Raw genomic sequence first — 13,181 nt, forward strand, 5'->3', positions numbered from 1 at the left:
AAACAGCCAAGTGGATGGCCCCTTTTTTTGACTGACGGTATATGATCAAAGCAGAGTGATACAGAAAGGACGATTGACCGTCATGAGTATTTATCCCTTTATTATTGCCGTCATCATCCTCGTGGTCATCGCTTTTGTCGCCACGTTCCTGATCGGTTTGAAACCGACGGAAGGCAAGCAACTGAGCTTCAAGCAACGTTCGCGCAACCTTTTGCTCATATACGGATGTATTACGTCGATGCTTGTCATTGCTTTGGCTGTATTTCTATACAATGTATAAGTCTGACAACGCCAATCTGTTGCGAATGGAATCGAATGGATGATCAACAAAGACGCCGTCTGCCCTGGCTGGGTATGACGGCGTCCAGAATGGAAAGATGACGGCTTAGGTCATCTGCTGTTTGTAAGTGACTGAAAAAGTTGTGCCCTAGCTTTTGCGCGCTACGTTGGCTGCTTGCAATCCTCGCTGCCCATTCACAATCTCGAAGACAACCTGCTCGCCTTCCTCCAAATTCCGGTAGCCTGTGCCGGTGATCGCTGAATAGTGCACGAACACGTCAGGTCCTCCATCCCGCTCAATGAAACCGTATCCTTTTTCCTTGCTGAACCATTTCACTTTCCCTTGAATCATTGCGTTTCCTCCCTGTAATCAGTGCAGCTCTTACGCTTACCTCATCATATGCGGATGCGCCGAAAGTGGATATACAGTAAAATAAATAAAGTACGCTATAAGAGCGCGTGAAAGGAGTGGAGCAACACTATATGAAAAAAGCATGGATCATTGGCTGCGCGCTGATGCTTACAGCATGCTCGGAAATTTCCGAAGGGGTGCAGACGGCACAGCAGGCAGTAGAGACAGGCAAGCAAGCGATTGAAGTCGGCAAACAAGCCGTGGAAGCAGGGAAGCAACTGGCAGAATCGGAAGTTGCCCAGCAATTGCAAACGTACCTCCAGCAAAAGTACGAATCGTCTGAGTCGCTGCGCAATGCGATGTTCAGCGGCGACGGTCAGCTGCTTGTCGACGAGTTGCAAAAGACCGAACTCGCTACCTTCAGCTTTTACAAATCCGACACGTTCGGAGTGGAATACACAGGCAAGCTTGCCGCAAACGGATCGTTTCAGGTGCTGAAGCACGACCTGAACAATCCAAGTGCAGAGCCTACCGTCGTGAAGGAGTTTAAAGTCAGTCTCGACAGCAATGGACAAATTCAAGTCCAATAAAAAAGTAAATAATTAGCAAACGAACCTGTGATAGCGATATCGCGGGTTTTTTAGTTCAATTAAAAACTTTTTATTGCTTCTCTACACAATTTTCTGTGTTTTGTTCTAGATTTTCATATCTGGGCATGATAATGTGTAAGACGTTACTATAATTTTTATAAATATACAACACAACAAGAGGTGCTATCCATGAATATGCTGCTCGCGTCCATTATTGTGTACATGCTAGGCATGCTGCTCATCGGCTACTATGCCTACAAGCGTACCTCCAATCTGACTGACTACATGCTCGGCGGTCGGTCACTCGGCCCAACCGTCACCGCCCTGAGCGCGGGAGCCTCCGACATGAGCGGCTGGCTGATGATGGGCTTGCCCGGTGCGATGTTCGCCTCTGGTTTAAGCGCATCGTGGATTGCCATCGGACTGACTCTCGGTGCGTATGCAAACTGGCTGTATGTAGCGCCGCGCCTGCGAACGTACACAGAGGTAGCCAACAACTCCATCACGATTCCGGCCTACCTGGAAAACCGCTTCGGGGATAGCTCCCGCATGCTGCGTCTCGTCTCTGCTCTCGTCATCATGATCTTTTTTACGTTTTACGTCTCGTCCGGTCTCGTTTCTGGCGGCGTCCTGTTTGAAAATACGTTCCACATGGACTACCACACTGGTTTGTGGATTGTCGGCCTCGTTACCATCGCGTACACGCTGTTTGGCGGCTTCCTCGCCGTAAGCTGGACCGATGCCGTGCAAGGGCTGATCATGGTCATCGCGCTCATCCTCGTTCCGCTGGTGACGATTTTGACCGTTGGCGGTGTGGGTGAAACTTTTACAACGATCCAGGCGGTGGACCCGTCCCTGCTTGATATTTTCAAAGGGACAAGCTTGCTCGGCATCATCTCCCTGTTCGCCTGGGGGCTTGGTTACTTCGGGCAGCCGCACATCATCGTCCGCTTTATGGCGATTACTTCTACAAAAGAAATCAAGAAAGCGCGTTCAATCGGAATGGGCTGGATGATCTTCTCGGTTGCCGGAGCCATGCTGACGGGTCTGATCGGTATCGCCCTGTACTCGAAACAAGGCTGGACGATTGCCGACCCTGAGACGATCTTCATTCAGCTCGGCACCGTGTTGTTCCACCCGATTATCACCGGATTCTTGCTCGCTGCGATTTTGGCTGCGATCATGAGTACGATTTCGTCCCAGTTGCTCGTGACGTCCAGCTCACTGACAGAAGACATTTTCAAGACGTTTCTCAAACGCTCTGCAAGCGACAAGGAGCTTGTGACCGTTGGCCGCCTCTCCGTCCTGCTCGTCGCTGTCATCGCCTTTTTGCTCGCATTGGACAAAAATGACACGATTCTCGATCTCGTCGGTTACGCTTGGGCCGGATTCGGCGCTTCGTTCGGCCCTGTAATCCTGCTCTCCCTGTACTGGAAACGGATGAACAAGTGGGGCGCACTCTCCGGCATGATCGCCGGCGCCTTGACCGTCATCATCTGGACGCGTTTCGATGTGCTGAAAGACTTCCTGTACGAAATGGTTCCAGGCTTTGCGATGAGCCTGCTTGCCATCGTGATCGTCAGCAAGCTGACCAGCTCTCCATCCAAAGCAGTAACCGATCAGTTCGATCAGTACAAAAAAGTAACGGAATAAGCTGGACGAGTGAATGAAAGAAACGCCCGAGCCTTGCCGATTGTGCAAGTGCTTGGGCGTTTTGCTGTCGCGAGCGCAGCCTGCGCTTGCTTTTCCGCTTCCCATCGTGATGATTCCTGATTCTCCGGGCACAATCGCCCGCTACGCGTCCGACCACGCTTTTGCCAGCAGGCGAATCCCTTCCCGTATATCGTCCTCCTCCATCCCGCCAAAGCCGACGATGATGCGCGGCAGCTCCATGTCCGGGGCCGTCATCCAGTTGCGCCCGCTCGAATACACGCGGATTCCCGCTTCCCAAGCCGCTGCGATCAGCTCTGCCTCGCACTGCTTCGTATGTACCGCAAGCAAAATGTGCAGCCCGGCAGAATGGCCGAGCACCGTGACGGTAGGTGGCATATAGTCGCGGATTGCTTGCAGCAGGATCGCATGCTTGCGCTGATAGATCGTGCGCATTTTCCGCACATGCTTCTCCCAGTGCCCTTTTTGCATGAATAGCTGCATCGTCCGTTGCAGGTGGCGCGACACCACAGCGGGATAGGCTTGAAACGATTGCAAATAGCGCTCAAGCAGTTCCGCTGGCAGCACCATATAGTCCATTCGCAGAGCCGGGGAGAACGCTTTGGAAAAATTGCCGATATAAACGACTCGTCCCTCCCGATCCAGTCCTTGCAAAGAGGGCGTCGGCTGCACGTTATAGCGAAATTCCCCATCGTAGTCGTTTTCGATGATGATCCCGTTTGTGCGCTCCGCCCATTGCAACAGCCGCTGCCGCTGCGCAATCGGCATGACCATTCCGTACGGATACTGGTGCGAAGGTGTCGTATAGACAACCGTTGCCCCGCTCTGCGCAAGGCATTGGATAGATAGCCCGTCAGCGTCCAGCGGAATCGGAACTACCTCATACCCGTGCTGCGAAAACACAATCCGCGCATCGGCATAGCCGGGTTCTTCTACCGCGATCACGCGATGCCGATCCGCAAGCAACAGGCACAAGAAGCTGAGCGATTGCTGCAGTCCCGTTCCGATCCATATTTGCTCAGGCGTACAAGCGAGCGTGCGCGCCCTGCGCAAATAGCTCGCCAGCTGTTCCCGCAGCTCCCACTCCCCCTGATCGTCTCCGTAAAAAGCGAAATCGTCCGGATAGCGGTCCAGTGCTTCCAGCATGCACGACCGCCAGGCTGCATACGGAAAATGCTTCGTATCCACGACGGAGCCGTGAAAATTAAAGCGGCAGCTCAAATGATCGCCCTTTTTCTTTTTCAGGCTCCATGCTTTTTGCCGAATGTCCGCCCCTCCCTGCTCCGGCTCCCCCCACACTTCCACCTGTGCGGCAAAAAAACCGCTGCGCTCCCGGCTCGTCAAATAACCTTCGGCAAGCAGTTGCTGATAGGCGGCTTCTACCGTATTTTTCGCTACACCGCTCGCCTCTGCCATCTGGCGGATCGATGGCATCCGCGTGCCCGCCGCAATCTCGCCCGACACGATTTGCTTGCTGATTTGCCTGTATAACTGCCGATAGAGCGGCTCACTGGCATCGTTATGTAAAGTGGGCGTAAACTCCATGTGCTTCGCCTCCTTTTTGTCCCTATTAAAAACACGCACTCTGTCCCTATGTATGCAGAACATTTTCCCGTACAGTAATGGTAACAGATTGTTCAAGCAGAGAGGAGAAAAATCATGCACGTCCATTTGCAAGGAAAAAAAGTTTTGTTGCGCGACATCCGCCATGAGGATATCGATACGCTCTACTACTGGAACTACGAAGCGAAAGACCGGGAGCATCTCAACTGGAACGGCCCGTACAAGCCGCTCGATCCAATGACGCTGGACGAGTACCGCACCCTGCCTCGCCACGCGGAATCACTCGCGCTGGCCGGCACAGATGCTCCACGCACACAGCTGATCATCGAGATCGACGGAGAGCTGCGCGGCAGTGTCGGCCGATATTGGGTATCCCAGGAGACGAACTGGTTTGAAATCGGCATTGTCATTTACGATTCGCGCTACTGGTCAAATGGCTACGGGCAGGAAGCGTTCGCGATGTGGATGGATTACCTGTTCACCCATATGGATACGGTGCGGCTGGGAATCGGCACCTGGTCGGGCAATGAGCGCATGATCAAGCTCGCCGCTCGACTCGGCATGCAGGAAGAAGCCAGAGTGCGAAAAGCGCGGATCGTTCGCGGCGAATACTACGATGCGATCAAGATGGGCATTTTGCGCGAGGAATGGGAGCAGCTTGCGCGGAAACAATAGCCACATCGCCAAAAGAAAGCAGGCTGCGCCCCCCATGCTCAGGCACAGCCAACAACAAAAGGCAGTCACGCCCGTCATTTGCCTGACGAGAGCGCGAACTGCCTTTTGTCTTTTGCCTTATCCTTTTGACTTGATGAGATGTTAGGAAAGCTCTGCCGCTACGCGGTCTACTTTCGCTCCCAGCTCGTCCAGATCGACCGTCATATCCAGCGCGGCGAACAATCCTGTGAAGTATTCGTTGATTTGCTCGACTACCCGGTTGCGCTCCGTGGTGACAAGCTCGTTGAACAAAGCCGTAAACTGCTGATTCAACTGTTCGCTTCCGGTCGCCACGTAAGCCGTTACAGGCTCCTGCATGCGCTTTTCCAGTTCTTCGCGCAGCTTCAGCTTGCCGTCCAGTTCGAAAAAGTCTTTCGTGTTTTTGAACAGTCCGAGCGCTGGCTGGAATGCCCCTTCCGCTACAGGCAATTCCTCGGCAAAATTCAACGTCTCTACCTGGCGCTGCTGGTACGGCGCCAGTGTCAAGCCTGCCGCGAAAGCATGCACATCTTTTTGCCAAGCGGAAACGAGCGCTGTTCCCTGCTTGCTCAAAAACTTCTCCAGGCGCAGCGTGGTCGCACGCAGCTCCTGCGCCAGATCGTAGCTGATCGAGCGCAACAGATCGGTCATGCAGCCTTGGAGGGCTTGCTTCATGTTGCGTCCGTCTTCTTTCAGAACAGCCGGGTTGAACGCCACATTGAACAACTCGTTAAAACGGAAGAACAGTCGCTGCTTGACGTAGTAGAGCAGCTCTTCGCGTTCTTTTGCCAAGTCGCGCTCGTACGAAGCGGTCGCCAGCGCGGAAACCGCAGCCAGTGCCCCGGATTGGGCCTTGCTCGCCGCTTCTTTGCGCGCGAGGCGCTCGTCTTCGCCAGATTGAGCCATGCGCATGAACTCGTTCAGCGTGTCGAAAGCGCGGCGAATTTCGCCTGTCGCTGCGTTCACGGCAATTTGCGTCAGTTCCTCGATAGTAAAACGCAGGAACTCTGCCTCAAACGAAGCCATGCCGGACAGCTTGAACGCTTCGTCTGCTGCCATGAGCGGCTCGCCTTCTGCTGTTTGCGTGCGTTGACGGTATACTTTTTCCGCCGAGGCAGCCAGCTTGCCTTTTTCGTGCATGCGCGCCAACAGCGCAGTCTGGCTGGATACCGGATAAATGCGCGGCAAACGGATGCCACAAGTGAGCAAGTTTTTCTCTACGTGCGTAATCACGCCCTGCAACTCTTCCTGGGAAGCGGCGAGATCGGCTGCATTGACGATGAAGAACATCTTGTCCATCTCGAAGGTGTCCTTGACCCGGCCCATTTGCAGCAAAAATTCGCGGTCTGCCTGGGAAAACGCATGGTTGTAATAAGTGACGAACAGAACAGCGTCCGCGTTTTTCATGTATTCAAACGCCACGCCCGTATGGCGGGCATTGATCGAATCCGCCCCAGGCGTATCGACCAGCACGATGCCCTGGTCAGTCAGCGGGCAGGAATAAAACAGCTCGATGTATTCGGCGAAGCAAGCTTTTTCTTCTTTGGCAACAAAGCCTTTGAACGCCTGCATATCGACAATCAGCTCTCCGCCCAGGTGAGCGTTCATCTCGCCCAGCCCTTTTGTGACGGCTTTCAGGAACGTATAGTGCGGCTTCGCTGTCGGCGGAATTTGCGCCACATCGATCTTGTCCAGCTCGGCCAAAGCGCTTTCCAGACTGGAAGCGTGCAATCCGAAAACAGCGAGCGAGCGCAGCACATCCTGCTCGATCGCTTCCCTGCTTTTCAGCACCACGCGGACTGTGCCGTGCGGATGCTCCTCACTCGGCGGCATGATTTTGTTGATCGCTGCCGTAGTCGGATTCGGGGATACAGGCAGGACGAGATCGCCCATCAAGGCATTGGCAAAAGAAGATTTACCCGCGCTGAACGCGCCGAACAGCGCAACAGTGAAGCGGTTCGCTGTCAGACGGTCTGCGCGATCCAGCATCGCCTGCGCCTGTGCTTGCATCCCTGGTACGGAAACGATTTCGTGACTCGCGCGCCGCAGACGTTCTGCTGCCGCAACTAATTTGTCTCGTAGCTGATTCATGATTCTTGTTCTCCTTCACGCATGATTGCCTGCAATCGCTCTCTTATGTTTTCCTCGCTTGCAGTAAAGCTGGCCAACTGCCCGTGCACCGCGGCCATCTCGCGCAGCACGTCGAGACGCTCCTGCTGCGAAGCGCTCTCCGCCTGCATGTTGGTCGCAAGGCGCGCGGTGACTTCCTCGATGAACGCAAGGCCAGCGCGTCTGTACTCCAGTTTGATCGCGCTTGCGACATCTGTACAGTAGTTCATCACATATTCGCGGGAAGCCGCTCCATCCTTGATGTGCTTGGCAAGAAACTCGCCCGTAATCACAATCTCGGTCGCATGGACGCGTGCGTGGTAATCTTCGTCGCGCAGCTCGTACGCTTGCAATTGTTTGCTCATCAATTCCTTGAAATGGAAGTCGAGATTGCCCGCCACCTTTTCGCGGAACTCGGCCAGAAGTGCTTCCTCGCGGCGCTGACGCTCTTCCTCCGTCTTTTTCCCTGCGAACAAAAAGCCCATTTTGAAGCCTGGCTTGCGGCTTTCCAGGTAGCTTGCCGCTGCTTCGCTCGTGCTGTAGTAGGTCAAGCGGGCGTTGTCGAGCAAAACACCCAACTCTTTTTCCATCTGGGCACGCGCTTCTGCCGCACGGTTGCCGAGCGACTGCATGATCGCCTGCGCCTGTTCAAGCGCAGCGGCGACAGCATGTGCATCGCGGCTGTCTACATCCGCCACATTCAGGCTGTCCAGCTTGTTCTCAAGCTCCTGGCGCGTTTGCGCATGGCTTGCCTTCACTGCCTGCACGTGCTCCTCGATCAGATGCTCGGCGGCACTGCGCACGCTTTTTGCTACCAGTTCTTCGCGTCCGGCAATCAGCGAGAGCAGCTTTTGCTTCAGCTCCACGTACTGATTTTCCGGGTGGTCAGGCTCAGCCAGGGACGTGTAAAAAATGCCGTCCGGATGAATGTTCCAGGTCGCAAACGCTTCCTCCACACTTTCCTTGTAGCTCTCGAAATCAAGCTCAAAGTCAATGTGCTTGTCGATCATGTTCACGACCAGATACACTGGTTTGCCGCGGTCTTTCAACGTTTTCGTAAAATTGAAGTTCTCTTCTGCCTGGACGTGGTTGTAATCCATCATGTAAATGACCACATCTGCAAGGTGCAGCGCGGATTCCGTAGCGATTTTGTGCGCGGCGTCCGTCGAGTCGATCCCCGGGGTATCGAGCAGGCTGGAGTGTTCGTCGAGCAGCGTTCCGGGATAGGAAACTTCCACCGATTCAACGGTATCCCCATCGACCGCAAACTGCTTGAGCTTCTCCATCTCCGTATCCGGATCAAACGTCACGACATCGCCGTTCATTGTATAGACGCGAGCGGCTTTTTCGCCCCCGCGGATCTTCACTACATTGGCGCTGGTCGGTATGGGATTGGACGGCAGCAGGCTGACGCCCAGAAGCGTATTGATCATCGTGGACTTTCCTGCGGAGAAGTGTCCGCAAAAAGCGATGTTCAACTCTGCTCTCCTTGTTTTTTCAGCCAACTGTCTCAGTTTGGCAGGGGTTGTCGCATCTCCCTGCTCCCCCATCAACTGCGCAAGCTGCTCCCATGTAAGCGCGAGTCTTGAAAAGTCTGTATCCCGAACCAAAACTTGACTGTCAAGCACTACTATTCCACCCTTCTCCGTCATTCCTACTCTCTCTACTACTCTCTATTCTACCATGCCGAATGTATCATACCTCATAGGGTTGTTCAATTCTTTGTGCGAAAGTTTGTCGTGGAACTTTCATCCGCATAATTTCCCTCTGTTCTGGAAAAAATCGCACTAACATGCTATTCGCATTTTGAACGGGAGGGAATTCCATGATGCGAAAATTTTTCGCCCAGCGACGCAAAAAGAAAACCTCTCCCTTTTCCCAGCACATGCAACAGCGGCAAACGCCTGAATTAACGCTCTCTCCCAACCTTGCGGATAACTTGGAGCTGTTCCGTACTTTATTGGGCAACCCCCACGATTTGCTGATCCGCACGTTTCTCATCGGCAATACAAACCATACGTGCGCGGTCATTGCCCTTGACGGATTAGCGGATTCGGATATGCTGCATAACCAAGTCCTGGGGCACATCCAGTTGATGATCTCCACCTCGGAAAAATCGGTTCCCCCTGAACCTGACGAGATCATCCAGCTCCTTTTTGAAGAAGTATTGTCCGTTGTCGAGATCAAAAAAGAAACATCGCTTACCGCAGCCCTCGACTGTATTTTGTCCGGAGACACAGCCCTGTTTGTCGATGGTTCCAGCGAGCTGATCCTCATCGACAGCAAAGGCTGGAAAACCCGCGGCATCGAAGAGCCAGTCTCCGAGGGACTCGTTCGCGGCCCACGGGACGGCTTCACGGAAAGCATCCGCGATAATACCGTGCGCATCCGCAGACGGGTAAAAGACCCCAATCTGCGCTTTGAAAGTTCATGGGTAGGGACACGCAGCAAAACCGAGCTGATCATCGCCTATATAGATGACATCGTCGATCACGAAATGCTGGACGAGGTCAGACGGCGGATTGCCACGATTGACATTGACGAAGTCGAGGAATCCGGTTTTATCGAACAGTGGATCGAGGACGATTTTCTCTCGCCCTTCCCGCAGGCTCACAACACCGAACGGCCGGACAAGGTCAGCGCTTCGCTGTTTCAAGGACGCGTAGCGATCCTGCTCGACGGTACGCCGATGGTGTTGATCCTCCCTGTCACAATTGGCCTGCTTCTGCACTCGCCGGAGGATTACTACGAACGCTGGATCGTCGGTACACTGACACGGCTTTTACGCTATCTGGCCGCTTTTTTCGCGGTGTTTTCCCCATCGTTGTATATCGCACTTGTGACGTTTCACCCGGGCTTGATCCCGTCCGATCTCGCCTTCTCGATTGCCGCCACGCGAGACGGTGTTCCGTTTCCCGCCTTCATTGAATCGCTCATGATGATCACGACCATGGAGTTGCTTCAGGAAGCCGGGCTGCGCCTGCCCAAGCCGATCGGACAAACCGTCGGGATCGTCGGCGGTTTGGTCATCGGAGATGCAGCCGTATCCGCCGGGATTGTAAGCCCGGTCATGGTCATCGTCGTCGCGCTAACAGCCATCTCCTCTTTTGCGATCCCGTCCTTTCAGTTGGCGATCGCTTTTCGCATGATCCGGTTTTTCGCCATGTTTGGCGCGGCCATCTTCGGAATATACGGGGTCATTTTGAGCTTGATCGCCATCATGATCCACCTGTCGAATTTGACGAGCATCGGCTATCCGTACCTGGCTCCGCTTGCGCCGCAAATGCCCAGGGACTGGAAAGATTTGATCTTGCGCGCACCTGTGACCTTCTTGAAAGAGCGGCCGCAAGCCCTGCATCCAGAAGATGAAATTCGCATGAGAACAGGGGATTCCAAATGAGTGCACAAACCTTGTCGGAAAAAATGATTAGCAAAAATCATATGGGCATCAACATCGCCTCGGTTACAGTCGGGGTGGGCATCCTCACTTTTCCCCGCGCCCTGGCAAAAGCAACGAGCGGGTTCGACGGCTGGATTTCTGTCGTGATCAGCGGGCTTGTCGCTTTATTGATCGGGTGGTTGCTGGCGAAGCTGGCGGCACGCTTTCCCCGGCAAACGTTTTTTGACTACACCGCTATCATCGCGAGCAAACCTGTCGCCTATGCGCTGACCTTGCTCGTCTGTCTGTACACGATGCTGTTTGTGTCGTTTGAAATCCGCGCGATCGGAAATATCGCCAAGCAGTATTTGTTTTACAGTACGCCCGTCGAGATGATTACCCTCAGCTTTTTGTTGATCGTACAATACGCCGTGGCTGGATCGCGTATCGCCATGCTGCGGCTGAACCTGCTTTTTCTGCCCGTTGTCCTCGTCGTGATCTTTTTCGTTCTGGTGTTCACCACGCAACTGTTGGAAATCGAAAACATCCGGCCTTATTTTTCTTCAAGCTGGAAATCACTTCTGGAAGGCTCCAAAGCGGTCGGGCTTTCTTACTCCGGCTTTGAAATCATCCTGTTCTATACGATGTTGATGAGAAATCCAGAGGAAGGACCTAAAGCAATGCTTCTGGGGCTGTTCATCCCCGTCTCCCTTTACGTCACCATCTACATTTTTGTCATCGGGGTCTTTTCCGCCGAGGTCGCCAAAAATCTGACCTATCCGACCATTGACCTCGCGAAGGAAGTAGAAATTCCCGGCGGTTTTTTTGAACGGGTAGAGTCCATGTTTTTCACGATCTGGATCATGACCATTTTCAACACGTGCGTCATGTGGCTCGACATCACCATTCTCAATCTGACCTCCATGTTTCGCAAAGTGAAAAAGATGGTCTGGATTTTGGCCCTGTCGCCGATCATTTACTTCGTGGCGATGTTGCCGCAAAACCTGGTCGACTTCTTCGCTTTTGCGGACGCCATCACGTATTTCGGCATGATCATCGTCTATTTATGTCCGATCTGTCTGCTCCTGATCGCCATCATGCGCGGGGTGAAGGGGCATGAATAAGCGCTTTGCCTTGCCGACCATCCTCGTCATCGTCTCGGCTCTGCTCGCCGGGTGCTGGGATCAGGTGCAAATCGAGGAGCGCGGCTTTGTCGTCGGAATTGCGATTGATGCGCCCCGGACAAAAGAAGTGGAAAAACGGGCGGCCAAAGAGGCACCGCGAAAACCGAAAGTGAAGCAACGCTTTCTCGTCACCCATCAGCTCGTCATCCCCGGAGGATTGATCGCGGGTAGCCAGGGAGGCGGCGGCGGGCAAAACACGACGAACGAAGCGTTTTTGAACCTCACCTCAGAGGGTGACTCGCTCTTCGAAGTGTCCCGCGAGCTGGCTACGCGTACGAGCCGCGCTCCTTTTTACCAGCATCTGAAAGTGCTCGTCATCTCCGAAGAAGTGGCGCGTACTCCCAACGGCTTCGCCAACGCCATGGACTTTCTGCTGCGCGACCCGGATTCCAGACGGAGCGGCAAAGTGTTTATTGCCAACGGGTTAGCCAAAAGCATCATCGAGGTCAAGCCGAAAACAGAAAAGCTGCCCTCGCTCTACATCAATTCGATTGGCGAAAATATCGAAAAAAACGCGCGCATGCTCCCCGAGGTACGCATCGGCGATATTCATGAAGAATTGCTTAATCCGTTCAGCTTCGTCATCCCCCGAGTACGGGCGGAAAAAAATGAAATCAAGATGGCAGGAAGCGCCGTATTTTCCCTCTACAATCAGATGGTCGGCTTTCTCGGCGAGGAAGAGACGGAAGGCTTGAACTTTCTCACCGGGAGCATTGATGGAGGACTGTTGAAAGCCAAGGTAAAAGGCGATCTCGTCGTATTGAACATTCAAGGAACGAAGCATGAAATCGTGCAAGACTTGCGAGACAAGCAAAATTTCAAGTTCACCATCAAAATCGAATGCGAGGGCATTTTGGCGGAAGCCTACGCGCTCATGGATTTTCTCAGCAAAGAAGAGACGAAAAAGCTGGAACGCGCCTTCGCCAAGGAAATCGAGCGGATGTGTCTGGACACGCTGCAAAAGGTGCATAAGGAAATGAAAGTGGATGTCATCAAGCTGGGCAGCAATATCCGGCAAAAAGAATACTCGCTCTGGAAACAAATCCAGAAAGATTGGGAGAGCGGACAGCGCCTGTACGAAAAGAGCACGATCAAGGTCGAAGCAAAGGTGTATTTGCGCAATGTCGGCTCCATCAACCGTTCAGAGTTAGAGGAAGGAAGGTGACAGTTATGTTCAAATACTTCGGTTCTCTGCCTCCGTTTCTCACTTTCGGCGGAGCCTTGCTCGCTTTTTTGATTCCGTACCTGTTTTATGTCGCAAGCAACAAGCTGCACGAATGGGGCGATCCGCCCTGGAAAAAAGACAGAAAAACCAACTCGTGAAGAGCAAGCTGACGGACATAGAAAAGGCACACCCGCTT

Annotated in this window: 12 protein-coding genes; 8 read left to right on the plus strand and 4 right to left on the minus strand. The window is 53.5% G+C overall.

Features of this window, described 5'->3' with window-relative positions:
- Positions 1–82 precede the first annotated feature (82 nt).
- Positions 83–280 (plus strand): hypothetical protein, encoded by a 198-nt coding sequence (locus HP435_RS21065; RefSeq protein WP_063227951.1) that lies wholly within the window; start codon positions 83–85, stop codon positions 278–280.
- Between the two features lie 147 nt (positions 281–427).
- On the opposite strand, the gene HP435_RS21070 is transcribed toward HP435_RS21065, so the two are convergent.
- Positions 428–631: a cold-shock protein gene (locus HP435_RS21070; RefSeq protein WP_063227950.1), complete on the minus strand. Its 204-nt coding sequence runs from the start codon at positions 629–631 to the stop codon at positions 428–430.
- A 131-nt stretch (positions 632–762) separates the two neighbouring features.
- On the opposite strand from HP435_RS21070, the gene HP435_RS21075 reads away from it, so the two are divergent.
- On the plus strand, positions 763–1,221 hold the full coding sequence (locus HP435_RS21075; protein ID WP_122963847.1) for a hypothetical protein: 459 nt from the start codon (positions 763–765) through the stop codon (positions 1,219–1,221).
- Positions 1,222–1,410: 189 nt separating this feature from the next.
- The gene (gene putP, locus HP435_RS21080; RefSeq protein ID WP_173596805.1) at positions 1,411–2,874 is read left to right on the plus strand and encodes a sodium/proline symporter PutP; all 1,464 of its coding nucleotides are present in this window, start codon (positions 1,411–1,413) and stop codon (positions 2,872–2,874) included.
- A gap of 141 nt (positions 2,875–3,015) precedes the next feature.
- Here the strand turns inward: putP and HP435_RS21085 are convergent, their stop codons facing one another.
- Positions 3,016–4,437 carry a MocR-like pyridoxine biosynthesis transcription factor PdxR gene (locus tag HP435_RS21085; protein ID WP_173596804.1) on the minus strand — a complete coding sequence of 474 codons (1,422 nt, stop codon included), beginning with the start codon at positions 4,435–4,437 and terminating at the stop codon, positions 3,016–3,018.
- Positions 4,438–4,551: 114 nt separating this feature from the next.
- Between HP435_RS21085 and HP435_RS21090 the strand changes: the two genes are divergently transcribed.
- Positions 4,552–5,130, plus strand: a complete 579-nt coding sequence (locus HP435_RS21090; RefSeq protein ID WP_173596803.1) for a GNAT family N-acetyltransferase — start codon at positions 4,552–4,554, stop codon at positions 5,128–5,130.
- Positions 5,131–5,271: 141 nt separating this feature from the next.
- Here the strand turns inward: HP435_RS21090 and HP435_RS21095 are convergent, their stop codons facing one another.
- Together HP435_RS21095 and HP435_RS21100 are read right to left on the minus strand one after the other, a co-directional pair.
- Complete coding sequence (locus HP435_RS21095; protein ID WP_122963843.1) at positions 5,272–7,239, minus strand: dynamin family protein; 1,968 nt, start codon at positions 7,237–7,239, stop codon at positions 5,272–5,274.
- Positions 7,236–8,885 carry a dynamin family protein gene (locus HP435_RS21100; RefSeq protein ID WP_370641082.1) on the minus strand — a complete coding sequence of 550 codons (1,650 nt, stop codon included), beginning with the start codon at positions 8,883–8,885 and terminating at the stop codon, positions 7,236–7,238. Before HP435_RS21100 ends, HP435_RS21095 begins: the two co-directional genes overlap by 4 nt.
- A 197-nt stretch (positions 8,886–9,082) precedes the next feature.
- On the opposite strand from HP435_RS21100, the gene HP435_RS21105 reads away from it, so the two are divergent.
- From HP435_RS21105 to HP435_RS21120, 4 genes are read left to right on the plus strand one after another with little or no spacing between them, the layout of a single operon-like run.
- On the plus strand, positions 9,083–10,657 hold the full coding sequence (locus tag HP435_RS21105; RefSeq protein ID WP_122963841.1) for a spore germination protein: 1,575 nt from the start codon (positions 9,083–9,085) through the stop codon (positions 10,655–10,657).
- Positions 10,654–11,760, plus strand: a complete 1,107-nt coding sequence (locus HP435_RS21110; protein WP_173596801.1) for a GerAB/ArcD/ProY family transporter — start codon at positions 10,654–10,656, stop codon at positions 11,758–11,760. Before HP435_RS21105 ends, HP435_RS21110 begins: the two co-directional genes overlap by 4 nt.
- Positions 11,753–12,985 (plus strand): Ger(x)C family spore germination protein, encoded by a 1,233-nt coding sequence (locus tag HP435_RS21115; RefSeq protein WP_122963839.1) that lies wholly within the window; start codon positions 11,753–11,755, stop codon positions 12,983–12,985. Before HP435_RS21110 ends, HP435_RS21115 begins: the two co-directional genes overlap by 8 nt.
- Positions 12,982–13,143, plus strand: coding sequence for a hypothetical protein (locus HP435_RS21120; protein WP_167470270.1), 162 nt, complete (start codon positions 12,982–12,984; stop codon positions 13,141–13,143). Before HP435_RS21115 ends, HP435_RS21120 begins: the two co-directional genes overlap by 4 nt.
- The last annotated feature ends 38 nt before the right edge of the window (positions 13,144–13,181 follow it).

Source organism: Brevibacillus sp. HD3.3A (genome assembly GCF_013284375.2).
Classification (GTDB): Bacteria; Bacillota; Bacilli; order Brevibacillales; family Brevibacillaceae; genus Brevibacillus; species Brevibacillus parabrevis.

Coding starts and splice junctions, on each gene's coding strand:
- HP435_RS21065 (WP_063227951.1), top strand. CDS start 83: ATGAGTATTTATCCCTTTATTATTGCCGTCATCATCCTCGTGGTCATC.
- HP435_RS21070 (WP_063227950.1), bottom strand. CDS start 631: ATGATTCAAGGGAAAGTGAAATGGTTCAGCAAGGAAAAAGGATACGGT.
- HP435_RS21075 (WP_122963847.1), top strand. CDS start 763: ATGAAAAAAGCATGGATCATTGGCTGCGCGCTGATGCTTACAGCATGC.
- putP (WP_173596805.1), top strand. CDS start 1,411: ATGAATATGCTGCTCGCGTCCATTATTGTGTACATGCTAGGCATGCTG.
- HP435_RS21085 (WP_173596804.1), bottom strand. CDS start 4,437: ATGGAGTTTACGCCCACTTTACATAACGATGCCAGTGAGCCGCTCTAT.
- HP435_RS21090 (WP_173596803.1), top strand. CDS start 4,552: ATGCACGTCCATTTGCAAGGAAAAAAAGTTTTGTTGCGCGACATCCGC.
- HP435_RS21095 (WP_122963843.1), bottom strand. CDS start 7,239: ATGAATCAGCTACGAGACAAATTAGTTGCGGCAGCAGAACGTCTGCGG.
- HP435_RS21105 (WP_122963841.1), top strand. CDS start 9,083: ATGATGCGAAAATTTTTCGCCCAGCGACGCAAAAAGAAAACCTCTCCC.
- HP435_RS21110 (WP_173596801.1), top strand. CDS start 10,654: ATGAGTGCACAAACCTTGTCGGAAAAAATGATTAGCAAAAATCATATG.
- HP435_RS21115 (WP_122963839.1), top strand. CDS start 11,753: ATGAATAAGCGCTTTGCCTTGCCGACCATCCTCGTCATCGTCTCGGCT.